The 25,300-nt window shown below is 73.4% G+C and carries 25 protein-coding genes, 1 tRNA gene and 1 riboswitch; of the genes, 6 read left to right on the top strand and 20 right to left on the bottom strand.

Annotated features, from left to right (window positions below):
• Positions 1-6 precede the first annotated feature (6 nt).
• The 4 genes from ASD06_RS05435 to ASD06_RS05420 all read left to right on the top strand — a co-directional run bounded on the left by ASD06_RS05435 (position 7) and on the right by ASD06_RS05420 (position 5,609).
• A complete protein-coding gene (locus ASD06_RS05435) occupies positions 7-1,203 on the top strand; it encodes an exonuclease SbcCD subunit D (RefSeq protein WP_056674336.1) in 1,197 nt (398 codons plus the stop codon).
• Entirely contained in the window at positions 1,200-4,256 is a 3,057-nt protein-coding gene (locus tag ASD06_RS05430; protein WP_056674333.1) for an AAA family ATPase, read from the top strand. The genes ASD06_RS05435 and ASD06_RS05430 overlap by 4 nt, the downstream gene beginning before the upstream one ends.
• Complete coding sequence (locus ASD06_RS05425; protein WP_056674329.1) at positions 4,253-4,756, top strand: hypothetical protein; 504 nt, start codon at positions 4,253-4,255, stop codon at positions 4,754-4,756. Before ASD06_RS05430 ends, ASD06_RS05425 begins: the two co-directional genes overlap by 4 nt.
• A gap of 124 nt (positions 4,757-4,880) precedes the next feature.
• Positions 4,881-5,609, top strand: a complete 729-nt coding sequence (locus tag ASD06_RS05420; RefSeq protein ID WP_056674319.1) for a snapalysin family zinc-dependent metalloprotease — start codon at positions 4,881-4,883, stop codon at positions 5,607-5,609.
• Between the two features lie 71 nt (positions 5,610-5,680).
• Here ASD06_RS05420 and gcvP read toward each other — a convergent pair whose 3' ends face one another.
• From gcvP to ASD06_RS05370, 10 genes are all read right to left on the bottom strand, one after another.
• Positions 5,681-8,563, bottom strand: coding sequence for an aminomethyl-transferring glycine dehydrogenase (gcvP, locus tag ASD06_RS05415; protein WP_056674316.1), 2,883 nt, complete (start codon positions 8,561-8,563; stop codon positions 5,681-5,683).
• Positions 8,564-8,654: 91 nt separating this feature from the next.
• Positions 8,655-8,755, bottom strand: a riboswitch (glycine riboswitch).
• A 41-nt stretch (positions 8,756-8,796) separates the two neighbouring features.
• Positions 8,797-9,396 carry a MerR family transcriptional regulator gene (locus ASD06_RS05410; protein ID WP_056674313.1) on the bottom strand — a complete coding sequence of 200 codons (600 nt, stop codon included), beginning with the start codon at positions 9,394-9,396 and terminating at the stop codon, positions 8,797-8,799.
• Positions 9,397-9,569: 173 nt separating this feature from the next.
• The gene (locus tag ASD06_RS05405; RefSeq protein ID WP_056674310.1) at positions 9,570-10,079 is read right to left on the bottom strand and encodes a bifunctional nuclease family protein; all 510 of its coding nucleotides are present in this window, start codon (positions 10,077-10,079) and stop codon (positions 9,570-9,572) included.
• Between the two features lie 55 nt (positions 10,080-10,134).
• A complete protein-coding gene (locus ASD06_RS05400; RefSeq protein WP_056674307.1) occupies positions 10,135-10,872 on the bottom strand; it encodes a MerR family transcriptional regulator in 738 nt (245 codons plus the stop codon).
• Positions 10,869-11,360, bottom strand: coding sequence for an FHA domain-containing protein (locus tag ASD06_RS19825; RefSeq protein WP_304438670.1), 492 nt, complete (start codon positions 11,358-11,360; stop codon positions 10,869-10,871). Before ASD06_RS19825 ends, ASD06_RS05400 begins: the two co-directional genes overlap by 4 nt.
• A gap of 154 nt (positions 11,361-11,514) precedes the next feature.
• Positions 11,515-11,904, bottom strand: a complete 390-nt coding sequence (gene gcvH, locus ASD06_RS05390; RefSeq protein WP_056674302.1) for a glycine cleavage system protein GcvH — start codon at positions 11,902-11,904, stop codon at positions 11,515-11,517.
• 49 nt (positions 11,905-11,953) lie between these two features.
• Positions 11,954-12,745 carry a DUF881 domain-containing protein gene (locus ASD06_RS05385; RefSeq protein WP_056674301.1) on the bottom strand — a complete coding sequence of 264 codons (792 nt, stop codon included), beginning with the start codon at positions 12,743-12,745 and terminating at the stop codon, positions 11,954-11,956.
• Positions 12,742-13,074 carry a small basic family protein gene (locus tag ASD06_RS05380; RefSeq protein WP_056674298.1) on the bottom strand — a complete coding sequence of 111 codons (333 nt, stop codon included), beginning with the start codon at positions 13,072-13,074 and terminating at the stop codon, positions 12,742-12,744. The genes ASD06_RS05385 and ASD06_RS05380 overlap by 4 nt, the downstream gene beginning before the upstream one ends.
• Positions 13,071-14,078, bottom strand: a complete 1,008-nt coding sequence (locus tag ASD06_RS05375; RefSeq protein ID WP_056674295.1) for a DUF881 domain-containing protein — start codon at positions 14,076-14,078, stop codon at positions 13,071-13,073. The genes ASD06_RS05380 and ASD06_RS05375 overlap by 4 nt, the downstream gene beginning before the upstream one ends.
• Positions 14,075-14,695, bottom strand: coding sequence for a CDP-alcohol phosphatidyltransferase family protein (locus tag ASD06_RS05370; protein WP_235502228.1), 621 nt, complete (start codon positions 14,693-14,695; stop codon positions 14,075-14,077). The genes ASD06_RS05375 and ASD06_RS05370 overlap by 4 nt, the downstream gene beginning before the upstream one ends.
• 115 nt (positions 14,696-14,810) lie before the next feature.
• On the opposite strand from ASD06_RS05370, the gene ASD06_RS05365 reads away from it, so the two are divergent.
• Together ASD06_RS05365 and ASD06_RS05360 are read left to right on the top strand one after the other, a co-directional pair.
• Positions 14,811-14,884 (top strand) — tRNA-Pro (locus ASD06_RS05365).
• Between the two features lie 104 nt (positions 14,885-14,988).
• Positions 14,989-15,981, top strand: a complete 993-nt coding sequence (locus tag ASD06_RS05360; protein ID WP_056674294.1) for a diguanylate cyclase — start codon at positions 14,989-14,991, stop codon at positions 15,979-15,981.
• Positions 15,982-16,007: 26 nt separating this feature from the next.
• Here the strand turns inward: ASD06_RS05360 and der are convergent, their stop codons facing one another.
• Genes der through ASD06_RS05310 form a run of 10 tightly spaced genes read right to left on the bottom strand, consistent with a single transcriptional unit; the run spans position 16,008 to position 25,205 of the window.
• Positions 16,008-17,480 carry a ribosome biogenesis GTPase Der gene (gene der, locus ASD06_RS05355; protein WP_056674290.1) on the bottom strand — a complete coding sequence of 491 codons (1,473 nt, stop codon included), beginning with the start codon at positions 17,478-17,480 and terminating at the stop codon, positions 16,008-16,010.
• Positions 17,477-18,217: a 1-acyl-sn-glycerol-3-phosphate acyltransferase gene (locus ASD06_RS05350; RefSeq protein ID WP_082537739.1), complete on the bottom strand. Its 741-nt coding sequence runs from the start codon at positions 18,215-18,217 to the stop codon at positions 17,477-17,479. Before ASD06_RS05350 ends, der begins: the two co-directional genes overlap by 4 nt.
• A complete protein-coding gene (gene cmk / locus ASD06_RS05345) occupies positions 18,214-18,921 on the bottom strand; it encodes a (d)CMP kinase (protein ID WP_056674287.1) in 708 nt (235 codons plus the stop codon). The genes ASD06_RS05350 and cmk overlap by 4 nt, the downstream gene beginning before the upstream one ends.
• A 46-nt stretch (positions 18,922-18,967) precedes the next feature.
• Positions 18,968-20,065, bottom strand: coding sequence for a prephenate dehydrogenase (locus ASD06_RS05340; RefSeq protein ID WP_056674285.1), 1,098 nt, complete (start codon positions 20,063-20,065; stop codon positions 18,968-18,970).
• Positions 20,062-20,424 carry a chorismate mutase gene (aroH, locus tag ASD06_RS05335; protein ID WP_056674282.1) on the bottom strand — a complete coding sequence of 121 codons (363 nt, stop codon included), beginning with the start codon at positions 20,422-20,424 and terminating at the stop codon, positions 20,062-20,064. The genes ASD06_RS05340 and aroH overlap by 4 nt, the downstream gene beginning before the upstream one ends.
• Before the next feature lie 3 nt (positions 20,425-20,427).
• Positions 20,428-21,267 carry a pseudouridine synthase gene (locus tag ASD06_RS19280; RefSeq protein ID WP_056674279.1) on the bottom strand — a complete coding sequence of 280 codons (840 nt, stop codon included), beginning with the start codon at positions 21,265-21,267 and terminating at the stop codon, positions 20,428-20,430.
• Complete coding sequence (gene scpB, locus ASD06_RS19275) at positions 21,264-21,974, bottom strand: SMC-Scp complex subunit ScpB (RefSeq protein WP_056674278.1); 711 nt, start codon at positions 21,972-21,974, stop codon at positions 21,264-21,266. The genes ASD06_RS19280 and scpB overlap by 4 nt, the downstream gene beginning before the upstream one ends.
• Positions 21,975-22,010: 36 nt before the next feature.
• Positions 22,011-23,396 carry a glycoside hydrolase family 25 protein gene (locus tag ASD06_RS05320; RefSeq protein ID WP_056674275.1) on the bottom strand — a complete coding sequence of 462 codons (1,386 nt, stop codon included), beginning with the start codon at positions 23,394-23,396 and terminating at the stop codon, positions 22,011-22,013.
• Positions 23,397-23,445: 49 nt separating this feature from the next.
• Positions 23,446-24,375 (bottom strand): ScpA family protein, encoded by a 930-nt coding sequence (locus ASD06_RS05315; protein WP_235502227.1) that lies wholly within the window; start codon positions 24,373-24,375, stop codon positions 23,446-23,448.
• 14 nt (positions 24,376-24,389) lie between these two features.
• Positions 24,390-25,205: a ParA family protein gene (locus ASD06_RS05310; protein ID WP_056675016.1), complete on the bottom strand. Its 816-nt coding sequence runs from the start codon at positions 25,203-25,205 to the stop codon at positions 24,390-24,392.
• Between the last annotated feature and the right edge of the window lie 95 nt (positions 25,206-25,300).

The following is a 25,300-nucleotide window of genomic DNA, read 5'->3' as shown; positions in this document are numbered from 1 at the left end:
CCCGGTGTGCGCATCCTCCACACCTCCGACTGGCACCTCGGGCGCAGCTTTCACCGCGTCGGGATGCTGGAGCACCAGGCGGTCTTTCTCGACCACCTGGTCGAGGTGGTGCGCAGCGAGCGGGTCGACGTCGTGGTGGTCGCAGGTGACGTCTACGACCGGGCGCTGCCGTCGGTCGACACCGTGGGGGTGCTCGACGACGCGCTCGCCCGGCTCACCGCCACCGGAGCGCGTCTGGTGGTCAGCAGCGGCAACCACGACTCGGCGCAGCGGCTCGGATTCGGTGGTGCCGTCCTCGAGCGCGGCGGGGTGCACCTGCGCACCCGCCTCGCCGACCTCGACCGGCCGGTGCTGCTCGCCGACTCCCACGGCCCGGTGGCCGTGTACGCGCTCCCGTACCTCGAGCCCGCGTTGGCAGCCGAGCACCTGGCCTGCCAGCGCGGTCACGAGGCGGTGCTCACCGCCGCGATGGAGCGCGTGCGGGCCGATCTGGCGCGGCGGGGCGGCGTGCGGTCGGTCGTGGCGGCCCACGCCTTCGTGGTGGGCGGCCAGGCGAGCGAGTCCGAGCGCGACATCAGCGTCGGTGGTGTGGGGTCGGTGCCGGCGTCCGTCTTCGACGGCGTCGACTACGCGGCGCTCGGGCACCTGCACGGCCGCCAGCAGATCAGCGACACGGTGCGCTACAGCGGCTCACCACTGGCGTACTCGTTCGGCGAGGCGTCGCATCGCAAGGGCTGCTGGTTGGTCGACCTCGGGCCGCGCGGGGCGGAGTCGGTGACGCCGGTCGAGGCCCCCGTACCCCGGCGGCTGCACGTGCTGCGCGGCGAGCTCGACGACCTGCTGCGCGACCCCCGGCACGCACCGGCCGAGAGCGGCTGGTGCCACGTCACCCTCACCGACACCGCTCGTCCCCGTCACGCCATGGAGCAGCTGCGCGCTCGGTACCCGCACACGCTGGTGCTCGCCTTCGAACCGCAGGGCGCAGTGACCGACGACCGCACCTACGCGGGGCGTGTGCGTGGCTGTGAGCCGGTCGACGTCTGCTGCGCGTTCGTGGCGCACGTCCGCGAGCAGCCCCACGCCGCCGCTGACCGAGCGCTGCTGACCGAGGCGCTCGACGGCGCCCGGGTCGTCGCGGCTGAGCGACCCGCGACCGGCGCGCCCGGCGCGGAGCGGGCCGACGACGCGATGGGCGCCGCATGAGGCTGCACCGGCTGCAGCTGGAGGCCTTCGGCCCGTTCGCGACCCGGCAGGTCGTCGACTTCGACCTCCTGAGCGGCGACGGGGTGTTCCTGCTCCATGGACCGACCGGCGCCGGCAAGACGAGCGTGCTCGATGCCGTGTGCTTCGCGCTGTTCGGTCAGCTGCCGGGTGCCCGGCGCGAGGGGCGCCCGCGGCTGCGCAGCGACCACGCCGACGCGACCACGCCACCGCGGGTCGTGCTCGAGCTCACGATCGGCGGACGCCGGCTCGAGGTCACGCGCTCCCCGGAGTGGCAGCGGCCGAAGAAGCGGGGGCACGGCACGACGCGCGAGCCGGCCTCCACCGACATCCGCGAGCTGGTCGACGGCGCGTGGCGCGTGCTCGTGGCTCGCCGCAGCGACGAAGCGGCCCTGCTGCTGCATGACCTGCTGGGCATGGGGCTCGAGCAGTTCACCAAGGTGGTGATGCTGCCCCAGGGCGAGTTCGCGGCGTTCTTGCGCGCGGGGGCCCAGCAGCGAGCCGAGCTGCTCAGCCGGCTGTTCGACATCGACCGGTACGCCGGGGTCGAGACCTGGCTGCGTGACGAGCGCCAGCGGCTCACGCGGCTGGTCGCCGCCGCAGACGCCGAACGCGACGCCCTCGTGGCGCGCGCGCAGCAGGCGGCGCTGCCCGTGGTCGGAGCCGTCGCGGCCGTCGCGGGCTCAGCCGAGGAGGTCGCGCTCGCCGACCCGCCCGGGCCCCGGCTGGTCGAGGCGTTGAGCTCGGCGGTCACGGCAGCCCTCGCCCGCGCCCGCACCGACGCGGCGGCCGCGCGGCAGCACGCTGCTGCTGCGAGCGCAGCCTGGCGGGCCGGCGAGGAGCTCAGCAGTCGGCTTCTGCGGCGCAGCGAGCTGCTGGCGACGCTGATGCGGTTGGACGCCGACGACGACCGGCACCGCGCCGCCGTCGGGCGCCTCGACGCGGCGCGGCGAGCGCAGCGACTGGCCGTGATCCTGCCGCGGCTCGCGGACGCGACCCGCGCCGAGACCGAGGCCGCCGCGCTGGTCCACCGGCGACTGACGGCCCTGCCGGACTCCCTCGACGGCGTCGCGGACGCCGTCGGCGCCCCGGACCCGGGCGCCCACCTCGAGCACTTCGAGGCCCTGCTCCACGAGCGTCAGCGTGAGCTCACGCGACTCGACGACGCCCGAGCGCAGGACGACGAGCTGCACCGCCTGGACGACGAGTGCTCGGCGTTGCGTCAGCAGGCCGACGACGTCGAGCGGACGCAGAGCGAGCTGTCCGCACGTCTGCCGGTGCGCCAGGCGTCGCTGGCCGAGCTCCGCGACCTGCAGGACGCCCTGCTCGCTCGGGCGTCCCTGCTCGACGCCGCCCAGCAGGCCGTCGACGCCGCCCGCGCTGTGGCACGCGCCGCCGACGAGGTCGCGGAGTGCGCCCGAGAGCTGACCGAGCACGACGAGCGGCGACGAGTGGCCCGCGACCACGAGCTGCAGGCTCAGGCCCGGCTGCTCGACGTCCGCGAGCGCAGGCTGCGCGGGATGGCCGCTGCCCTGGCGGCGGGACTCGCTGCGGGCGCATCGTGCCCCGTGTGCGGCAGCACCGACCATCCACACCTCGCACCCACCGCGCCCGGACACGTCGACGAGGATCAGGAGCTCCTCGCGCAGGAGGTGGTCGATGCTGCCCGCGCTGCGCGCGAGGACGCCGAGCAGGCGCACGCCGTCGTGGCCCAGCGGCACGCGGCGCTCAGCACGGCGGCGGCCGGTCAGTCGGTGGAGGCCGCTCGGGCGGCCGTGGCCGCACGCGAGCGCGAGCTCGTCGCGGCCGAGCAGGCCGCCCAGTCGCTGGAGCGGTGCCGTCACGAGCTCCAGACCCAGCAGGCCGAGCACGACACCGACATCGAGGCCCGGCAGAGCGCGCAGCGCCGCCGAGACGAGCTGCGGGCCCGGCTGGAGGTGCTGGCTGCTCACCGAGACGAGGTGGCCGCCTCGCTCGCGCGCCTGCTGGGCGGGGCCCTCGACCTCGCGGCGGCGCGCGACCAGGTGGCGGCGCAGGGCGATGCGCTCCACGACCTGGTCGACGCGGTCCGCGACCTCGCGTTCGCCCGCACCAGAGCGGACGACCTGCGTGCCGCCGCCACCGTCGCGGCGACCGAGCTCGGCTTCGCCGACCTGGCGGCGGCCCAGCAGGCGTGGCTTGACGACGGCTCCCTCGCGGCCCTGGAGGAGACGGTGCGCGAGCACGAGCGGCTGCGCGCCGATGCCGAGGCGGTGCTGGCCACGCCCGAGCTGCGCGGCCTCGACGACGCGGCGCTGCCTGACCTGGACGCGCAGCGGTCAGCCGTCGAACAGGCCGAGCGGTGCGCGAGCGAGGCGCTGCGCACCGTGACCATCGCCCAACAGGCGCACGAGGCCCTGCTGGAGCTCACCGAGGCGCTGCGCGAGCACGACGACGTCCACCGCGAGCTGCGGGCCAGACACCGGCACGTCGACGAGCTGTCGCGCTGCGTCGACGGCACCGGGGGCGGCAACGTACGGCGCATGCGGCTGTCGGCCTTCGTGCTGGCCGCGCGGCTGGAGGAGGTGGCGGTGGCGGCCAGCGAGCGGCTGGTCGCCATGTCCGACGGTCGCTACACCCTCGCCCACAGCGACGACCTCGCCAAGGGCGGCGCGCGCAGCGGCCTCGGCCTGGAGGTCGTCGACAGCTGGACCGGTGTCGCCCGTGAGCCGTCGACGCTGTCGGGCGGCGAGTCGTTCATCGCCTCCCTCGCGCTGGCGCTGGGGCTGGCGGACGTCGTGCAGGCCGAGGCCGGCGGCACCGACATCGAGACGCTGTTCGTCGACGAGGGCTTCGGTTCCCTCGACGACGACGCGCTCGAAGAGGTCATGACGGTGCTCGACGGGCTGCGCAGCGGCGGGCGCACCGTCGGCATCGTCAGTCACGTCAGCGACCTGCGCTCGCGCATCCACCAGCAGCTGGAGGTCGTGAAGACGCGCACCGGCTCCAGCGTCCGCCACCGCAGCGGCGACGGCGCGACGCAGGTGGCTTCATGACCCTGGCCGTGTTCGACGTCGACGGCGTGCTGGCCGACGTCGCGCACCGCAGGCACCACCTCACGGGCGCCCGGCGCAGCTGGGACGCGTTCTTCGCCGCGGCAGGCGACGACCCACCGCTGGGTGTCGGCGTGGCCCTGGCCCTGCGGGCGCACAGCGCGGGCCACGACGTCGTCTACCTCAGTGGGCGCCCCGAGCGGCTGCGGCGCGACACCGAACGCTGGCTGAGTCGCCACGGACTGCCTTACGGCGACGTGCTGCTGCGCCCTGACGCGGACTACTCCCCCGCGGCCCGTCTGAAGCTCGCCGGACTGCGCCGGCTCACCCGGCGCGACGACATCGGGCTGTTCGTCGACGACGACGCCTGGGTGGTCGACGTCGTCCGGGCGGCGCACCCACCCCTCGTCACCGGGCGCGTCGTGCTGGCCGACTGGCAGCCCGGCGGCCCGCGCGTGCGCCGCAGCCTGCACCAGGCGCAGGAGCGTTTCGGACGCACGTAGCCGCCAGCCGGCCTGCTCCCGACAGGAGTTGACGGACATTTGACGGCGGTTTGACCCGGTCTGGGCGAAATACACCGTAGGAAGGACTCGGTGGACATCCCACCGACGTCTACGGAGGTATCGCATGACATCACGCACCAGGTCAGTACGCGCCCGCCTGCTGGCGGTCGCCGCCGGACTCGCGGCCGGCGCCGTCGTCGCCTCGGGGGCGCCGACGACCACCGCCGCTACCGCCGCGTCGACCTCGTCCGCGGCCCAGTCGTCCCGCCACGCCTACACCCCGGGAAGCCAGGACGACGCGCAGAACACGCGGCTGCGCCGGCAGCTCGCTCAGGCCCTCAAGGCCCAGGCGAACCAGCTGGACGCGACGCCGCGCAGCGGGCGGCAGACCGCGGCGGCCGCCGTCGTGTACTACGACGCCTCGAACGCGCCGTCGTTCGCCTACGAGATCGCGCAGAGCGCCTCGATCTGGAACTCCAGCGTGAGCAACGTGCGCCTGGTGCGGGGCTACCCGGCCGACCTGACCTACTACGAGGGCAGTGACTCACGGGGCTCGTACGCGAGCACCGACGGCCACGGCCACGGCTACATCCTCATCGACTACAGCCAGGCTCAGCGGTACGCCCCACTGCGCATCGTGGCTCACGAGACGGGTCACGTGCTCGGGCTGCCCGACCACTACAGCGGCCCCTGCAGCGAGCTGATGTCCGGCGGTGGCCCCGGCCCGTCGTGCACCAACCCGTACCCGAACAGCACCGAGCGCCGCAACGTCAACGCCTTGTGGGCCTACGGGTTCGCGGCCCGCTTCCCGACCCAGCGCTCCAGCGACAAGAGCCCGGCGCTCAGCCACTGAGCCGCACCCGCCCGAGACGGGGGCGGTCGGCGGCGCGCTCACCGGCCCGGTGAGCGCGCCGCCGCTCTCGCTCAGTCCTCAAACGCCTCGGGCGGCGGGCAGGAGCACACGAGGTGCCGGTCGCCGTACGCGCCGTCGATGCGCCGCACGGGCGGCCAGTACTTGCCGCGCGCCTCGACCCCGCGGGGGTAGGCCGCCTCCTCCCGCGTGTACGCGTGCTCCCACTTGCCCGCGACCGACAGGGCGGTGTGCGGGGCGCCGCGCAGGGGGTTGTCATCGGCCGGCCAGGTGCCCGAGGCCACGGCGTCGATCTCACCCTTGATGGCGATCATCGCCTCGCAGAAGCGGTCGAGCTCGACGAGGTCCTCGCTCTCCGTGGGCTCGACCATCAGCGTGCCTGCCACGGGGAACGACATCGTCGGGGCGTGGAAGCCGTAGTCGATCAGCCGCTTGGCGACGTCGTCGACGGTGATGCCCGTGCGCTTGGTGATCTCGCGCAGGTCGAGGATGCACTCGTGCGCCACCAGGCCATCGTGTCCGCTGTAGAGCACCGGGTAGTGCTCGCGCAGGCGCGCGGCCACGTAGTTCGCCGACAGCACGGCGACCTGGGTCGCCCGACGCAGGCCGGGCCCACCCATGAGGCGCACGTACGCCCAGCTGATCGGCAAGATGGACGCCGACCCGAACGGCGCCGCCGACACCGGGCCCACGCTCGAGCCGGGGGACGCGTCGTCGACGAGGGGGTGGCTCGGCAGGTACGGCGCCAGGTGCGAGCGCACCGCCACCGGTCCGACCCCGGGCCCGCCACCACCGTGTGGGATGCAGAAGGTCTTGTGCAGGTTCAGGTGCGAGACGTCGGCACCGAACCGGCCCGGTCGAGCCAGCCCGACCAGCGCGTTGAGGTTCGCGCCGTCGACGTAGACCTGTCCGCCTGCGTCGTGCACCAGGGCGCACAGCTCGGTGATGGTGTCCTCGAACACGCCGTGCGTCGAGGGGTAGGTGACCATGATCCCCGCGAGGTCGTCGCGGTGCGCCTCGACCTGGGCGCGCAGGTCGTCCATGTCGATGTCGCCGCCTGCTGCGGTCTTGACCACGACGACCTTCAGTCCCGCCATCACCGCGCTCGCGGCGTTCGTGCCGTGGGCCGAGGCCGGGATCAGCACGACCCGGCGCTCACCCTCCCCGCGCGCCCGGTGGTAGGCGCGGATCGCGAGCAGGCCGGCGAGCTCACCCTGCGAACCCGCGTTGGGCTGCAGCGACACCGCGTCGTAGCCCGTGACCTCGACCAGCCAGCGCTCGAGCTGGCGGATGAGCTCGACCATGCCCTGCACCTGCTCGCGCGGCGCGAACGGGTGCAGCCCGGAGAACTCCGGCCAGGTCACGGCCGCCATCTCAGTGGTCGCGTTGAGCTTCATCGTGCACGAGCCGAGCGGGATCATGCCCCGGTCGAGCGCGTAGTCGAGGTCAGCCAGGCGGCGCAGGTACCGAAGCATGGCCGTCTCGCTGCGGTGCTGGTGGAACACCGGGTGGCTGAGGAACGGCGTGGTGCGCCGGACGCGCTCGGCGATGGCGTCGTCGGACGCCGGGCTCACCGCCCCCTGTCCGCCTCCGAAAGCGGCCACGACGGCGCCGAGCTGCTCATCGGTCGTGGTCTCGTCGCAGCTGACGCTCACGTGATCGTCGTCGACCCGCCACAGGTTGACCCCGCGGGCGGCCGCCGCGGCCACGACCTGATCGGCACGGCCCGGCACCGACAGCAGGAGCGTGTCGAACACCTCGGTGTGCACGACCTCGACGCCCTCGATCGCGCCCAGCGTCTGGGCCAAGGCGACGGCCCGACGGTGCACCCCGCGGGCGATCGCCGCGAGCCCCTCAGGGCCGTGGTAGACGGCGTACATCGAGGCCATCACCGCCAGCAGCACCTGCGCGGTGCAGATGTTGCTCGTGGCCTTCTCGCGGCGGATGTGCTGCTCTCGGGTCTGCAGGGCGAGGCGGTACGCCGGGTCCCCGGCGGCGTCGACGGAGACGCCGACGAGCCGGCCCGGCAGGTTGCGCTCGAGGCCCGCGCGCACCGCCATGTAGCCGGCGTGCGGTCCGCCGAAGCCCATCGGGACGCCGAAGCGCTGACTCGTACCCACCGCGATGTCGGCGCCCATCTCCCCCGGCGCGCGCAGCAGGGTGAGCGCGAGCAGATCGGCGGCCACGGTCACCAACCCACCCCGCTCGTGCACGACCTCGATCAGGCGCGTGAGGTCGGCGACCCGACCGCTCGCCGAGGGGTACTGCACGATCACCCCGAAGGCCTCACGCCCCTCGAGCGCGGCGTCCAGCGCGGCTGCGGGGTCGTCGCCCGCCAACGAGGCCCGCACGACGTCGAGGCCGAGTGGCTCAGCGCGCGTGGCGATGACGGCGTGCGTCTGCACGAAGACGTCCTCGTCCACGACCAGCGCCGCCTCGGGCCCCACCTTGGCGGCCCGCCGCATCAACGTCATCGCCTCGGCCGCCGCCGTGGCCTCGTCGAGCAGCGAGGAGTTCGCCGTCTGCAGGCCGGACAGGTCGCAGACGACGGTCTGGAAGTTCAGCAGCGCCTCCAGCCGCCCCTGCGAGATCTCCGGCTGGTACGGCGTGTAGGCCGTGTACCAGGCGGGGTTCTCGAGCACGTTGCGCTGAACCACCGCCGGCACGTGGGTGCCGTAGTAGCCCTGCCCGATCATCGACGTCGCGACGGTGTTTCGCGCGGCCAGCTCACGCAGCTCAGCGATCACCTCCGGCTCGCTGCGGCCGTCGTGGAGGCCGAGGCGCTCGCCCATCCGGATCGACTCCGGCACCGCAGCGGTGACGAGCTCCTCGAGCGAGGCGTAGCCCACCACCTGCAGCATGGACTGGACGGCGTCGCCGTCCGGACCGACGTGCCGGTCGACGAACGGGACGGCACCGAGGGACGAAGGGGTCATCTGGAGGCTCCTGACGTGGGCCGACCGCTGCCGGCGACGTGACACGGACCTCCCCCTCTGTCACCCGGCGCAGGCCGCGCTCCAGAGTCGCCTCTTCCGCGTGGTCCTGGGCGCCTGAGAGGTTCCGGGGAGAATTGCCCCTTCGGCGCCCCGGCGCGGCTGGCGCGCCGGGGACTCTCCCACGCAGGGTCGATGGCCCCGCCAGGATATACGAGCGGCGACGCCGTCGGGACCTATCCGGCAGCGCGGTTGCGCCGGCGCGCCGAGAGCTCGTCGTGCGGGTGGTCGGCGCCGACGTCGTCCGGGCGCTCGCTGGGCAGCTGGGCGAGCTCTCCCTCGACCTCGCGCCACACGCGCCCGACGGCGATGCCGAACACGCCCTGGCCACCCTGCACCAGGTCGATGACCTCGTCGGCCGAGGTGCACTCGTAGACGCTCGCACCGTCGCTCATGAGGGTGATCTGCGCCAGGTCGTCGACGCCGCGCTCGCGCAGGTGCTCGACGGCGGTGCGGATCTGCTGCAGCGAGACGCCGGTGTCGAGGAGCCGCTTGACGATCTTCAGCACGAGGATGTCGCGGAAGCTGTACAGCCGCTGGCTGCCGGAGCCGCTCGCGCCGCGCACCGACGGCTCGACGAGCCCGGTGCGCGCCCAGTAGTCGAGCTGACGGTAGGTGATCCCCGCCGCGCCGCACGCTGTGGGCCCTCGGTAGCCGGCGTCGACGGGCAGCACCGGCAGGTCGTCGGTGAACAGCAGGCCCTGCGCCTGCTCGGGCACGCGTCGGGCGGGCTGCTGCGTGGCGTCGCCTGAGCTGGTCACGTCGACCTCCGTCATCGGCGCCCCACCGGGGGAAGAGCTCCGGCCGGGTCGAGACGACATCGGTGGAACTACAAGGGGGGCGTTCGTCTTCGACGGTAGGCCTCGCGCAGGCGCCCGTCAATCACAGGTCGAGGGTCACGCACGTCGGCGTGTCGCGACGGCACGCCGACGAAGTCTCAGTCTCAGGTTCAGGGTTCGGTCGGACCGGGCGCTGCGCCCGGCTCGGCGCCTCCACCCTGCTCGAAGTCGTCGGGCGAGATCTGGTCGAGGAACTCCCGGAACTTCTCGACCTCGTCCTCCTGCTCGTCGGGCACCGGGACGCCTTCGTCGTCGAGCACCTCGTCTGCCGCCACGATCCGGGTGCCCGTGCGCAGCGCCAGGGCGATGGCGTCTGACGAGCGCGAGCTGACCTCGACTCCCCCGTCGAACACCAGGCTCGCGTAGAACACGCCGTCGCGGACCGCGACGATGCGCACCTCCTCGAGCTGGCGACCCAGCGCCTCGAGCACGTCCTTGAACAGGTCGTGGGTCAGCGGACGGGGCGGGACGACGCCCTGCTGGGCGTACGCGATAGCCGTGGCCTCCGCGGCACCGATCCAGATCGGCAGGTACAGGTCACCACCGCTCTCACGCAGCAGCACGATGGGCTGGTTGTTGGGCAGCTCGACCCGGACTCCGACGACCTCGACCTCTCGCACGTCTTCACCGTACCCCGCCGCGCCGACGGCGAACGCGCCGACGACGGGTGGCGGCTCAGCCCAGGCCCGCGCGGGCCAGGCCGGCGCGCACCAGCGCGGCGTGCAGCCGCAGGGCCACCGCCGTGATCTCGCGCGCGGTGTCGTCGGCCCGGGCACGCGCGGAGTCCGCCCGCCCGCCGCGCAGGGGGCTGACGACCTGCTCGACCAGTCCGACCTCGCGGTCGGCAGCCGTGCGGAACGCGCGCAGGTGGCGCGCCTCGATGCCGAAGCCGGCCAGCTCGGCCGCGGCCGTGGCGATGACCAGGGCGGTCTCGTCGTACCAGCCCGCGACGCTCGGCTGCAGCAGCCCGAAGCCGACGAGCGACTCCAGCTCGTCGGCATCGATCCCGGCGCGCGTGCACAGCTCGGCCGCCGACAGCCGCACGCGGCCGCCGCGCCGCAGCAGGTCCTCCAGCCCCGAACCCTCGCCGCCGTCGGCCGGCCGCGCCGCGCGGGGCCCGGTGGCTCCGACCAGCAGCTCCTCGGCCCCGCGCGAGACGGCGTCGAGGTGGTCACGGATCTTGCGCAGCGGCCAGAACTGGTCGCGCTGCAGCGTCATGGCGTACCGCAGCCGCTCGACGTCCTCGTGCGTGAACTTGCGGTATCCCGACGGTGTGCGTGCGGGCTCGACGAGGCCCTCGCTCTCCCACAGCCGGATCTTGGAGACGCTGACGTCGGGAAAGTCCGGGCTCAGCTGCGCCAGGACCTCCCCGATGCTCATGGTCGAGTCGCGGCGCGAGACCGCAGGGCTCATTCGGCCTCGCCCAGCATCACGACGAGCCGGAACTTGCCGATCTGCACCTCGTCGCCCGTGGCGAGCGGGCTGGCGTCGATCCGCTGCCGGTTGACGTACGTGCCGTTGAGGCTGCCGACGTCGCGGACGCTGAAGGCCGTGCCCTCCCGGCGGAACTCCGCGTGCTTGCGCGAGACGGTGACGTCGTCGAGGAAGATGTCGCTGCTCGGGTGCCTCCCGACGGTCGTGACGTCGCCGTCGAGCAGGAAGCGCGAGCCCGCGTTGGGTCCGTGGTCGACCCGCAGCAAGGCGGTGCCCGCTCGCAGCGAGGCGACGGTGCCCGGCTCGACGGCGGCCGGAGCCCCCGGCTCACCGGCGGCCGGCTCGCCGACCTCGGTGGCTCGTTCGTCCGGCCCCGAGCCGATCGCGGACAGGTGCATCGTGGTGGCGTCCGGCGGCTCGGCGGGCTGCTGCGGCTGGACCGTGGGGCGGTCCTGCTCGTCCGGCATGGCGCTACTCCCTCGAGTCATCTGTCGCCCCTCGGCAGGCATCCGGGGGTGCGCGGGTCCAGACTGCCACAGCCCAACCCTGAACTGCAGGGTGAGCGACGACGCTCACCCGGTGGCAGCGCGGAATCCGCGCCGCGTCAGGTCGGGCGGGTGGTCAGCCGAGCTGGGCCTGGTAGGCCGCGGCGTCCATCAGGCCGTCGAGCGCCGCCGGGTCACTGGGCCGCACCTCGAACATCCAGCCCTGCCCGTACGGGTCGCTGTTGACGAGCTCGGGGTTGGCGTCCAGCGCGTCGTTACGCGCCGACACGGTGCCCGCAACAGGGGCGAAGATGTCGCTCACCGACTTGGTGGACTCCACCTCGCCGCAGGCCGAGCCGGGCGTGACGTCGCTACCCACCTCGGGCAGCGTCACGAACACCACGTCGCCGAGCGCGTCCTGCGCGTAGGCCGTGATGCCGACGCGCACCGCACCGTCGGCCCCGCGCCGCACCCACTCGTGCTCGGCGGTGTAGCTGAGGTCGTCGGGGAAGTCGTTCGCGCTCATGGGTCCTCGCGTCTCGAGTGCACGGTGGGTAGGGACGAACGGCTGCGGCTCAGCGCGTCGCGGTCGGTGTCACGGCCGGCTGAGCGTAACGAGGGGTCGGAACCGGTCGCAAGGCAGTGATCTGCACCTCTTCCTTGGCCGCGACGGTACCTCGCGCACCCTCCGGGAGGCTGGCCAGGACCCCGCCGGGAATCTCGAGCGCGGTGGCCATGGTCTGGCTGTCGCCGATGGCGAGGATCGTGTACGGCGCCGTCTGCTTGTCGCCGTCGACGGCCACTCCCCCGGGGACGTCGGTGAACGCCGTGGTGGCCACGACGCGCGCCGTGCCGACCTGGATGGCTTCGGCGCCGGCGTCCCGCAGCTCCTGCACGAGGTCGAGGATCCGCGCCGCGCGCACCTCCCCCTGCGGGTCGCTGATGAAGACCTGGACGCCGGTGCCCTCCGCTGCCACGGTGCCCGCGAGCACGCCGAGCGCGTCCAGACGCTCCTGGGCGGCGTCGATGGCCGCCTGCGATCCGGCCGAGCCCGAGGTGAGGTCGCGGCGCTCGGCCTCCAGGTCCGACTGCTCGGCCGCCAACCGGTCGCGGCGGTCGGCGATGTTGTCGAGGATCTGCACCAGGTCGCTCTGCCGCAGGCCGGTGAGCGCCTGCTCGTCGCGCTGGGTGATCTGGGCCACCAGCGCGAAGCCGAGGGCGGCCACCAGCGCGGTCGCCAGCAGCTGGGCCCGGCTCGCCCGAGGCTGCATGGCTCGGCGCAGCGCGCTCCAGGTGCGCCCGGGCACCGATCCGGACGCCACCTCGTGCCGACCGTGCGGCCTCAGCTCGTCGTCGGTGCCGCTCATGCGCGAAACAGGTGCCGGCGGATCGCGGCGACGTTGGAGAAGATGCGGATGCCCAGGACGACGACCACGCCGGTCGACAGCTGGGAGCCGACACCCAGCTGGTCACCGAGGTAGACGATGAACGCCGCGACGAAGACGTTCGACAAGAACGACACGACGAACACCTTGTCGTCGAAGATGCCGTCGAGCAGGGCGCGCAGGCCCCCGAAGACCGCGTCGAGCGCCGCGACCACCGCGATCGGCAGGTACGGCTGCATCCACACGGGCACGGTCGGGTGCAGGACGAAGCCGAGGACGACGCCGACGACGAGGCCAAGGGCGGGGATCACGGGGTCTCCTGGGTCGAACGGGTGCTGGCGCGGGTGCCGGACGAGTCGGAGCTCGAGGTGCTCGAGCTGCTGGTGGTCGAGCTGCTGGTGGTCGAGCTGCTGGTGGTCGAGCGCTCGAGCGCCTTGGCTCGACGGGTGGTGAGGCCCGCGCTGGCCGGCAGGGTGAGCCGGCTGGAGGACGTCAGGTCGAAGCGGATGCCGAAGTTGTCCTTGAGGTACTGCAGGTCGCGGCCACCGGCGCCGTTCATGAACCGCGACTGCAGCTTCTGCGGGTCGCCGATGGCCGAGATCTTGTACGGCGGTGACAACGGTCGGTAGTCCACCAGGATCGCCTGCCCGGCCGACCGGATCGCTGACAGGGCCGTGAGCCGCTGGCCGTTGATCGCCATCGCCTCGGCCCCCGCGTCCCACAGACCGTTCACCACGAGCTGCAGGTCCTGGTCGAGCACGCGGCCGTCGTCGGCGTTCTGCTGCGCGCGCGGGTTGCTGCCGTCGCCGGACCCTGAGGCGGCCTCCGCGTCGTTCACGGTGACGACGATCCCCGGACCCGACGCCGCCGTCGCCCCCGTCACCAGGCCGAGGGTCGTGACCTGCTCGGCCAGGCCGCTCTGCGCGGACAGCTGCAGCTGGCGCGAGCGCTCCGCCTCGATCTGGGCCACGAGCGCGGCGTTCTGTTGCTGCAGCCGACCCGCTGCGGCGTCCTGGCGCTGGATCTCAGCGGCGAGCTGGTCGCGCGCGATGACGCCGGCAGGACGGGTGCCGCGGGTCTGCCACCACGCCGTCGCCAGGAGCAGCCCCACGGCGATGAGCGCCAGGACGGCGAGGGCGCTGCGTGCGCGGGCGCCCGCGTCGTCCTGCGTGCCGAGAACGCGCCGGCGTTCGGCGGCGGCTTCGTAGCCGGGGTCCAGCGGGCGGGTCATCACCTCGAGCAGCAAGGTCATGGAGGCGTCCGGACGGCGGGCCGACTCGCTCTGCCGGCGCGGTGCTGCGGGACGCGCGCTCACGCGGCCACCTGGCGACGCGCACGCACCAGCCCGGCGGCCTGCACCGCGTACAGCACCCCGGCGACCCAGTACAGGGCGGTACCCCACCACACGAAGCCCCAGGCGATCGGTCGGGCGACGTGCGCGAGCGCCGACTCGCCGTCCGCGAGCAGCAGCAACGGGAACGCGTAGAGGAGGTTGAACGTGCCCGCCTTGCCGACGAAGTGCACGGGCAGCGACCCGTAACCGTACCGGCGCACCCACAGCAGGACGGCGGCGCCGAACAGCTCGCGGCCGAGCAGCACCGCGACGAGCCACCACGGGATGATGTCGCGCCACGCCAGACCCAGCAGGGTCGTGAGGATGTAGAGGCGGTCGGCGATCGGGTCGAGCAGCGCCCCCACCTTGGACACCAGGTTGAAGCGGCGCGCGATCTTGCCATCGAGGTAGTCGGTGACGCCCGAGAGCATCAGGACGACCAGCGCCCACCCGTCGCGCTCGCTGAGGATGAGCCACACGAACACCGGCACGCCGACGAGCCGCAGGGCGGACAGCACGTTGGGCACCGTGAGCACGCGGTCGCTGGTACCCGGCACGGAGTGCTCGCGCTCCGGCGGGGTCGTGGCCTGGTCAGTCACGCACTGAGCCTAAGTGGTCGCCGGGCCTGTGGGGGCGACGGCCCGCCGAACCGCGGCCTGGACCGGTGTCGGGGTGCGATAGCATTTCCTTCGTTCGCCCACGGGCGAACGGATTCGGGATGTGGCGCAGCTTGGTAGCGCACCTGACTGGGGGTCAGGGGGTCGCAGGTTCAAATCCTGTCATCCCGACAAATCATCGAACGGCGACAAAACATCGAGCGGCCGAGCGTCAAGATCGGCCCTGACCGCGCCGAGGCTTGAAGGGTCCCCTCGAGCCTGCGGAGGTCTCTGCCGTGCGCGGACCCGTGTTGTCCGATGACGCCGCCCGCGTGGCGGCGCTCCACCGACTGGGCGTTCTCGACCAGCCGCCGGCCCCCGACCTCGACGCGATCGCCCGGCTCGCCGCCTACATCGCCGGGGCGCCGTACGCGGCGATCAACCTCGTCGACACCGATCGGCAGTGGCAGGCTGCCGTCTGCGGAGGCGAGCGCGGCGAGGTGCCCCGCGCGCAGTCCATGTGCGACGTCACGGTGTCCGTCGACGAGCTCGTGCACGTCCCGGACGCTCGAGTCGACTCCCGCTTCGCGGCCAACCCGTTCGTCACCGGCGTGATCGACGTCGTCCGGCTGTACTGCGGGGTGCCGGTGCACGACAACGCCGGGTTCGCCGTGGGCACGCTGTGCGTCACCGACCCGTCGGCGCGCCGACTCGACGACGGTCAGCTCGCGGCCCTGCGCGACCTCGCCACGCAGGTCGAGCAGCTGTTCGAGCTGCGTCGCCAGCACGCCCAGCTGGTCGACGTCCTGGCCGAGGTCGACCACTACGCCCGTCACGACCCGCTCACGGGGTTGGCGAACCGCCGCACGTTGCTCGACCACCTCGAGCTGGCACTGGGTCGAGGACGCCGCTCGGGTGTGATGCCGACCCTCTTCTTCTGCGACCTCGACGGCTTCAAGTCGGTCAACGACCGCTACGGCCACGACGTCGGCGACCAGACGATCGTCGCGGTCGCCCAGCGCCTCGCCGCGGTGGTGCGCGAGGGCGACACCGTCGCCCGCTGGGGCGGCGACGAGTTCGTCGTGCTCTGCGAGGACCTCCAGCCGCACGCGCAGCCGATCGTCGTCGACCGGCTGCGCACCGCCGTCGAGTCACCAGATGACGAGGTCCGGGTCGGGCTCAGCGTGGGCATCGTCCAGGCGGCCTACGAGCAGACCGTGGGCGACGTCCTGAGCGACGCCGACCGGCTGATGTACGCCGACAAGCACAGTCGTCGCCAGCTGGCCTGAGCCGGGCCACGAGCGCGTGAGGCGGCCTACTTGCGACGCTTCTCGCGCACCCGCACGCTCACCTCGATGGGCGTCCCGACGAAACCGAAGGTCTCGCGCAGCCGACGCTCGATGAAGCGGCGGTACCCCGCCTCCAGGAAGCCGCTGGCGAACACGACGAAGCGAGGCGGCCGGGTGGAGGCCTGCGTCGCGAACAGCACGCGGGGCTGCTTGCCACCGCGCACCGGGTGCGGGTGGGCAGCGACCAGCTCACCCATGAACGTGTTCAGCCGGCCGGTGGGCACGCGGCTGTCCCACGACTCCAGGGCCTGGTCGAGCGCGGGCACCAGCCGGTCGAGGTGGCGTCCGGTCAGCGCAGAGATGTTGACCCGCGGCGCCCACTGCACCTGCACCAGCTCGGTCTCGATCTCGCGCTCGAGGTAGTACCGGCGCTCCTCGTCGATGGTGTCCCACTTGTTGTAGGCGATCACGAGCGCGCGGCCGGCGTCGATGACCTGCTGGACGACGCGCACGTCCTGCTCGGTGATGGGCGTGCCGGCGTCGATGAGGACGACGGCCACCTCCGCCTTCTCCAGCGCCGTCTGCGTGCGCAGGGACGCGTAGAAGTCGGCCCCACGCGTCTGGTGCACCCGCCTGCGGATGCCGGCGGTGTCGACGAACCGCCAGATGCGGCCGCCCAGCTCCACGAGCTCGTCGACGGGGTCGCGCGTCGTGCCGGCGACGTCGTCGACGACGACCCGCTCGCTACCGACGGCCTTGTTGAGCAGGCTGGACTTGCCGACGTTCGGGCGACCGACCAGGGCCACGCGGCGTGGGCCGCCCTCGGCGTACTGGCCGCCCACGGCCGACTGCTCGGGCAGCACCGCGAGCACGGCGTCGAGCATGTCGCCGCTCCCCCGCCCGTGCAGCGCCGACACCGGCTGCGGCTCACCCAGACCCAGCGACCAGAGCATCGCGGCGTCGGCCTCGGTGCGTGCGTCGTCGACCTTGTTGGCGGCCAGCACGACCGGCTTGCCGGAGCGCCGCAGCACGCGCACGACCGCCTCGTCGGTGTCGGTGGCGCCCACCGTGGCGTCGACCACGAACAGGACGGCGTCCGCGAGCTCGATGGCGATCTCGGCCTGCTCGGCCACCCGCAGGTGGATGCCCGTGACGTCACGCTCCCACCCGCCGGTGTCGACGAGCAGGAAACGCCGCCCCGACCACTCCGCCTCGTAGGTGACGCGGTCACGCGTGACGCCCGGCACGTCCTCGACCACGGCCTCTCGGCGGCCGAGGATGCGGTTGACCAGGGTCGACTTGCCGACGTTGGGACGCCCGACGACCGCGAGCACCGGCAGCGGCCCCTGCGGCGCCAGACCCAGGTCGTCGCCGTCACCGCGCTGCAGCAGGCTCAGGTCCTCGTCGCTCAGGTCGTAGTCGTCGAGGCCGGCCCGCAGCCCCGTGGCGACCATCTCGTCCGGCTGCTCGTCGGGCTGGTCGTCGGTCGGGTGGCTCATGATGCGTCCTCCAGGCCCGCTCGGTGGTGGTCGCCCGGGCGCGGGATCGCGCCGGGACGCTGCTGCGGGAGATGCTGCGGCAGCGTCGAGTGCAGGGCGATGCCGAGGCGCCGCGAGCTGTCGCGGACGTGCCCGGCCAGGGTAAGTCGCAGCTGCTCGGTCAGCTCCCGGCTCGCGACCCGGCGGGCGACGCCGGCCGGTGCGTGCAGGCTGACGGGGTCACCGAACGCCACCGCCACACGGTGCAGCGGCCGGGGCGGGCGCCCGACCTCGTCACCGGCCACGCGCGTGCCGAGGCAGGCCACCGGCACCACCGGGGCGCCGCTGCGCATGGCCAGCCACGTGATGCCCTCGTGCACGGCCGCCACGTCACCCGTGCCGCGCGCGCCCTCGGGAAAGACCCCGACCGCTCCCCCCGCCTGCAGCACACCGAGTGCGCTGTGCAGCGCGCTGCGGTCGACGCCGCTGCGGTCGACGGGGATCTGCCCGAACCGGTCGAGGAACCATCCGGTCAGCCCGTGGAACATCTCGGTCTTGACCAGGAAGTGCACGGGTCGCGGCGCCAGGCCGAACACCAGCGGCCCGTCGAGGAAGCTCGTGTGGTTGGAGGCCAGGAGCACCGGACCGGTCGTCGGCACCCGCCAGGCGTCGAGGGTCGTGCTGCGGTAGACGGAGCTGAACAGCAGCTTGCCGATGCGCCGGCCGCTCGCGGCGCCCAGGTGCACCCCGTGGTTCACGGCGCCACGGCCTGGGGCCTGCGGCCCGTGCGCTCGGTGATCAGCGCGCTCACCGCGTCGACCACCTGCTCCAGCGTCAGGCTCGAGGAGTCGATGGTGACGACGCCGTCCGCCGCCTCGACGAACTGCGACACGGTGGAGTCGTCGCGGTCGCGGCGCACGACCTGGTCGCGGGTGGCCTCCACGGCGTGCGCCTCGGCGTGCCCGTGCAGCTCGCGGGCGCGGCGCTCGAGCCGGGCCTGCTCGCTGGCGGTGAGGAGCACCCGGACGTCGGCGTCCGGCGCGACGACGGTCGTGATGTCGCGCCCCTCGGCCACCGTGCCGCGCGCGTCGGCGGCGATCAGCGCGCGCTGCAGGTCGCGCATGCGCGCCCGCACGTCGAGGTTGGTAGCCACGGCGCTCACCTGCTCGCTCACGCGCGTCTCGCGGATCGCGGCGCCGACGTCGTGACCGGCCACGGTGACGTGCGGGGCTGACGGGTCCGTACCCATCGCCAGGGGCAGGGCGTCCAGGGTGGCCGTGACGGCGGCCTGGTCGTGCAGGTCGACGCCGCGCTCCAGGCACCACCAGGTCAGCGCGCGGTACATCGCACCGGTGTCGAGGTACGCCAACCCGAAGCGCTGGGCGACCCGGCGCGAGACGCTGGACTTGCCGGAGCCGCTCGGCCCGTCGACGGCGACGACCAGTGACGCTGAGGGGGGCACGCAGGACTCCTTGCAGAACGACAGAACGACCCAGAGTAGTCGAGGATCACAGGTGGACGGTCCAGCCGCCTGCTCGCAGGGACCCCGCGAGGCCCGCCGCGGCCGCGGGCAGCACGTCGATCTCGGCCAGCGCCATCGGCCGCCCCTCGCTGTGCTCCAGGCGCAGGTCCTCGAGGTTGACCCCTGCGTCACCGACGGCCTGCAGCAGCCGAGCCAGCTCGCCAGGACGGTCGGGCACCAGCACGACGACCGGCGTGTACGCCGTCGGCGCGCTGCCGTGCTTGCCCGGAATACGAGCGTGCCCCTCGTTGCCCGCCGCGACGACCCGGGCGACGGCTGCGCGCGCTCCGGGGGCCTCGGCGCCGGAGTCGGCGCCGAGGGCGTCGACCGCGGCGATCACCACGTCGAGGTCGTCGCGCAGGGCGTGCAGCGCTCGCGCCACGGCCGCCGCGTTGCCCGCGAGGATCTGGGTCCACAGCTGCGGGTCGCTCGCCGCGATGCGCGTGACGTCGCGCAGACCCTGACCGGCCAGCGCGACCGACGGTTCGGGGACCTCACGCAGTCGGGCCGCCACCAGGCTCGCCGCCACCTGCGGCACGTGCGAGACCACCGCTACCGCCTCGTCGTGCTCGTCCGCTGGCATCTGGGTGACCACCGCGCCGGTGAGCTCGACGACGCGCCGCACGAGCTCGACCGCCTCAGGGTCGGTCGACGCAGCGGGCGTGAGCACCCACGGGCGGCCGGTGAACAGGTCGGCCCGGGCCGCGACGGCGCCGGACCGCTCTCGACCGGCCAGGGGGTGGCCGCCGACGTAGCGGGAGACGTCGACGCCGCGCGCGGTGAGCTGTCGCAGCGGCTGAGCCTTGACGCTCGCGACGTCGGTGACCACCGCCTGCGGGTGAGTGGCCAGCTCGCTCGCCACGACGTCCGCGACGACGTCCGGCGGTGCAGCCACCACCACCAGCGCCACCTCGTCGTCCGCTGCGGCGAAGCGGCCGGCCCCGAGGTCACGCGACAGGGCCACCGCGCTGGGTGAGGGATCCCACAGCACCGTGTCGACTCCCTTGGCGCGCAGGGCCAGGGCCAGGCTGGTGCCGACCAGCCCGGTGCCGACGACGCGGACCGTGCCCAGCGCGCCGCTCACTGCGCGATGTCCAGGCGCAGCGCGGTGGCGCCGCGCAGGTACACGTGCTGCACCTGCGCCCGCGGGACGTCGAGCTCGGCGTGCGCCATGAGCCGCACCACCCGCGGCAACGACCCGGGGACATCGATCTCGACGGTGCACAGCAGTGGTACGTCGCCCAGGCCGAGCTCGCGAGCGGCGACGGCGGGAAACTCCGAACGCAGGTCGGCCGTGACCGTGAAGATGATCGAGATCAGCTGCTCGGACGACAGCGCGTTGGCCCGCATCACCTCGCCCACCAGCTCGCGCGTCGAGGCGAGCAGGTGCTCGCGCTCGTCGACGTCGAGCTGGATCGCGCCACGGATGGCTCGCACCGCCATCGGCTACAGCCCAGCCGCCGTGAAGAGCTGGCCGACCTCCGTGCGGGTGAGCACGCGCCATCGACCGGGACGCAGGTCGCCCAGGTGGATCGGGCCGACCTGCACGCGCACGAGCCGCTCCACCGGGTGACCCACGGCCTCGAGCAGGCGACGCACGATGTGCTTGCGTCCCTCGTGCAGGATCACCTCGACCAGCGCCTTGCCGGGCTGGCTGTCGATCAGCCGGAAGCTGTCGACCCGGGCCGGGCCGTCGTCGAGCTCGATGCCGGCGCGTAGGCTCTTGCCGACGTCGCGCGCCACCGGGCCGGGCACCTCGGCCAGGTAGGTCTTGGCCACGCCGTACGACGGGTGCTGCAGGCGGTGCGCCAGCTCGCCGTCGTTCGTCAGCAGGATCAGTCCCTCGGTCTCGGAGTCCAGCCGGCCCACGTGGAACAGCCGCTCCTGGCGTTCGGACATGAAGTCCCCGAGCGACACGCGGCCCTGCTCGTCGCTCATGGTGGACACCACGCCGGCCGGCTTGTTGAACGCCAGGTAGGTCTTCTCCTCGTCGAGCTGCACGCGCACGCCGTCGACGTGCACCACCTGCCGGCTCGGGTCGATGCGCACACCTTGCTCGACCACGACGTGCCCGTCGACCTGCACGCGCCCTGCGGCGATGAGGGCCTCGCACGCGCGGCGGCTGCCCACGCCCGCCTGGGCGAGCACCTTCTGCAGCCGCACGCCGTCGGCGTCGTGGACGTCGACCGGCACCTCCGGCACGGGGGCCTGACGGCGGGCCGGCCGACGGGCCGGGCCACGGGTCTGGGCCGGACGGCGAGCGCCCCGGCGCGGCGTGCCGCTCACAGCGACGCTCCCTCGCTCAGCTCGTCGAGCACATCGATCTCGGGCAGGTACGGCGCGAGGGCCGGCAGCTCGTCGACGCTGGTCAGGCCCAGGCGCTCCAGGAAGTAGCCGGTGGTGGAGTACAGGATCGCGCCTGACTCGTGGTCGGTGCCCTGCTCCTGCACGAGGCCGCGCGCCACCAGGGTGCGCATGACGCCGTCGACGTTGACGCCGCGCACGGCGCTGACCCGCGCGCGGCTCACCGGCTGGCGGTAGGCCACGACGGCGAGGGTCTCGAGTGCGGCCTGGGTGAGGCGGGCCTGCTGGCCGCCCACGACGAACCGCTCGACCACCGGCGCGTAGTCGGCGCGGCTGAACACCCGCCACCCACCGGCGACCTCGCGCAGCTCGAAGCCTCGGCCGCCCTGGTCGTACTCGGCCGCGAGCTCGCGCAGCAGGTCGGCGACCTGCTGCGGCGGCAGCGCCAACGCCTCGGCGAGGGCCAGCTCGGTCACCGGCTCCTCGACGACCATCAGCACGGCCTCGACGGCGCCCTTGGCTCCCGAGGGCAGCGCGTCGAGGTCCAGCGCGTCGGCGTCCACCGCGTCGGCGTCCACCGCGTCGGCGTCCAGCGCGTCGGCGTCCACCGCCGTCAGATCGGCGGCGACGTCGTCGCTCGACGCGTCCCCGGGGGGTTGGGGGGCGTCCGCCTGCGGCTGCTCGCTCATGCGGTCGAGTCTAGTGGCGGCCGCGGGGCCGCCCGGTCACCGCAGGCGCACCGTCCGCTGGGCGGACACGCTGGGCAGGTTGGCGAGCGAGCCCGCGAAGCGCACGCGGTACGCCGTACCCCGCGTCGGCCGCACACCGAACGCGTACCGGCCGGTCGCCGAGGTGCGCACGCTGCGGACGGCGGTCCACCGTCCCCTGCCCACGCGCTGGTCGAGGGTGACGGTCTTGCCGGGCAGGCGAGCGTGACTCACCGTGCGCAGGAGCGTGCCACGGACGCGCACGGAGGCACCGCGCCGCACCCTGGTGGCGCTCGTCGCAGCGGTCAGCGTGGTGGTCGAGCGCTGACGGATCGCGTGGCTGCGCACGTCCGACCACGACGGGGCGAAGGTGGTGCCTCCGGAGTAGCGGACCTTGTAGCTCGCGGCCGCCCTCGGGCGGAGCACGAACCGGTAGTACGCCGTCGTGCCGGACGTCTTCGTCGTGGCGATCAGCCTCCAGGGACCCCCCGCGACGCTGCGGTAGAGCCGCACGGTCGCGCGCGGGATCGCTGCGCCGCGGTCGGTGACCAGGTGGCCGGAGATCCGCCAGGGGGATCCACGGAAGGCGGTCCGGCCGCTGGTCCCGGCGGTGGGATGCGTCCCCGGGTGCGCGAACGCGTGCAGCTGGGCCGCGGTGCCGTTGAAGACGTCGAGGTCGACGTCGCCGCTGATGCCAGCCACGCGTCCGGTGGCCGAGTACTGGTGGATGGTCCACGTCGGCCAGCCACCCGGCACCGACGGCGTGGGCGTCCAGTTGGCGATCCACAGCGGGTACGCGTGGAACGCCTGGCTGTCGGCCATGGCCGAGCGCCAGAACGAGGGGTAGGTGTAGATCATGGGCTGGCGGCCCGTGAGAGCCCGGACCGTGGTCAGCCACGTGCGGGTCCAGCTCGCGAGCTGGGTGGGGTTCAGTCCGCCGGAGGTCTCCAGGTCGAGCACGGGAGGCAGGTCGCCGGCGTTCTGCATCCGGCCGGTCACCGACACGAACGTCCGGGCGTCGCGGGCGGCCGAGCCGGCTACGGTGCTGGGGATCGCGTAGTGGTAGGCGCCGCGGTAGATGCCGCGGCCGGCTGCCCCGGCGTAGTTCCGCGCGTAGCAGGTGTCGGCCTCGGTCCGGCCGGCGGTCGTGCGGGTCGCGCGGATGAGGACGAAGCCGCGGCTGGTGGTGCGCACCTTCGACCAGTCGATGCCGTCGGTGGCGCAGGCTCCGTCCGGGCCGGCGCTCTGCCACCGCGACACGTCGAGGCCCAGCGGGCGCTCGGAGCCGCTGGCCGCGGCCGCGGTCCCTCCGCCCGCGAGCGTCGTGGCCACCGCCGCCAGGAGGGTGAGACCAGCGGCGAGGCGGTTGCGGGCACGGCGGGGTGAGGACGACGAACGTGGCATGCAGCAGGTATCGACCCGAACAGGCCGGCGCTTGAGCGCCGGCGGTGCGTCAGTCGTCGTCGTTGTTGATCTTGATACCTTGTGCGCCAACGGTTTCGGTGTCCGAGCCCGCCTGGTGGCGCTCGTCGAGCTCGTCGCCCTTGTCGCCCTCATCGAGCTCGTCGCCCTCATCGAACTCGTCGCTCACGTCGACGTCGCCCTCATCGGAGCCGGTCCAGCGGATCGTCAGCTCGCCCAGGGGCGTGACCTGGTCGAAGCCCACCGAGCCGTCCCGAAACAGCTCGAGCAGGGCGAGAAAGCGCGCGACCACCACGAGCGTGCCGTCGGCGTCCGCGGTGAGCGAGCGGAACGTCGCCGAGCGCTGACGGCGCAGCGCGTCCACGATGATCGCCGCCTGCTCGCGAACGCTCACCGGCGGGGCGTGCAGGTGCGCGAGGCCGACGGTGGGGGCGACCTTGGGCGCGAGCGCGCGAGCAGCGATCTGCGCCAGCTGCTCGGGCGTGATGCTCATGACGAGCTCTGGCAGCAGGCTGGTGAACTGCGGCTCGAGCGGCACCTGGCGCGCGTGCCGCCGGCCCGCCTCAGCCATGCGGGACTCGAACACCGCGGCCACCTGCTTGAACGCGCGGTACTGCAGCAGACGCGCGAACAGCAGGTCCCGCGCCTCCAGCATGGCCAGGTCGTCCTCGTCCTCCACCTGGGCAGAGGGCAGCAGCCGCGCGGCCTTGAGGTCGAGCAGCGTGGCGGCCACGACGAGGAACTCGCTGGCCTGCCCGAGGTCCCAGTCGCCGTCCGGGCCGCCCCCGCGGATGTGGGCGATGAACTCGTCGGTGACCTTGGCGAGCGCGACCTCGGTGATGTCGAGCTGGTGCTTGGAGATCAGGCCGAGCAGCAGGTCGAACGGCCCCTCGAAGACGTCGAGGTGCACCTGGAAGGGCGCCGACCGGCCTCGCCCCGTGAGCGGTGCGGCGTCGTCCACGACGACCCCGGGTCTCAGGCGGCGTCGCCGCGGGCGATGAGCTCGCGGGCCAGCTGCCGGTAGGCCTCGGCGCCCGCGTGCCCGGAGGCGTACGTGGTGATCGGCTCGGCGGCGACCGAGGCGTCCGGGAACTTGACGGTGCGGCCGATGACGGTGTGGAACACGCGGTCGCCGAAGGCCTCGACCACGCGGGCCACCACCTCGCGGCTGTGCAGCGTGCGGCTGTCGTACATCGTGGCCAGGATGCCGTCGATCTCCAGGCGCGGGTTGAGGCGGTCCTGCACCTTCTCGATGGTCTCGACGAGCAGGGCGACACCGCGCAGGGCGAAGAACTCGCACTCCAGCGGGATGATCACACCGTGGGCGGCGGTGAGCGCGTTCACCGTGAGCAGGCCGAGCGAGGGCTGGCAGTCGATGAGCACCACGTCGTAGTCGTCGGTGACCGCGCGCAGCGCCCGACCGAGCACCATCTCGCGAGCCACCTCGCCGACGAGCTGCACCTCGGCGGCCGACAGGTCGATGTTCGCGGGCAGCACGTCGAGGTCCGCGATCGCGGTGTGGCGGATGACCGACCGGACGTCGGTGCTGCGCTCCATGAGCACGTTGTAGACGGTGACGTCCAGCTCGTGCGGGTTGATGCCGAGCCCGACCGACAACGCCCCCTGCGGGTCGAAGTCGACGAGCAGGACCCGACGGCCCGCCTCGGCGAGCGCGGCGCCGAGGTTGATCGTGGTCGTCGTCTTACCGACCCCGCCCTTCTGGTTGCACATCGCGATGATGCGCGCTGGCCCGTGGGCGCTGAGCGGTGCGGGAGTCGCGAACTCGGGCAGCGGGCGTCCGGTAGGGCCCGTCCGCTCGGTCGCGGGCGCGACCTCGGCGCTGCTCTGCCCCCACGGCTGGTCCGCGGCCGCGGGCGAGGATGCGG

The sequence above is a fragment of the Angustibacter sp. Root456 genome (assembly GCF_001426435.1).
GTDB lineage: Bacteria > Actinomycetota > Actinomycetes > Actinomycetales > Angustibacteraceae > Angustibacter.
The sequence above is the reverse complement of the archived record's forward strand: the minus strand, read 5'-3'. Positions and strand labels throughout refer to the sequence as shown.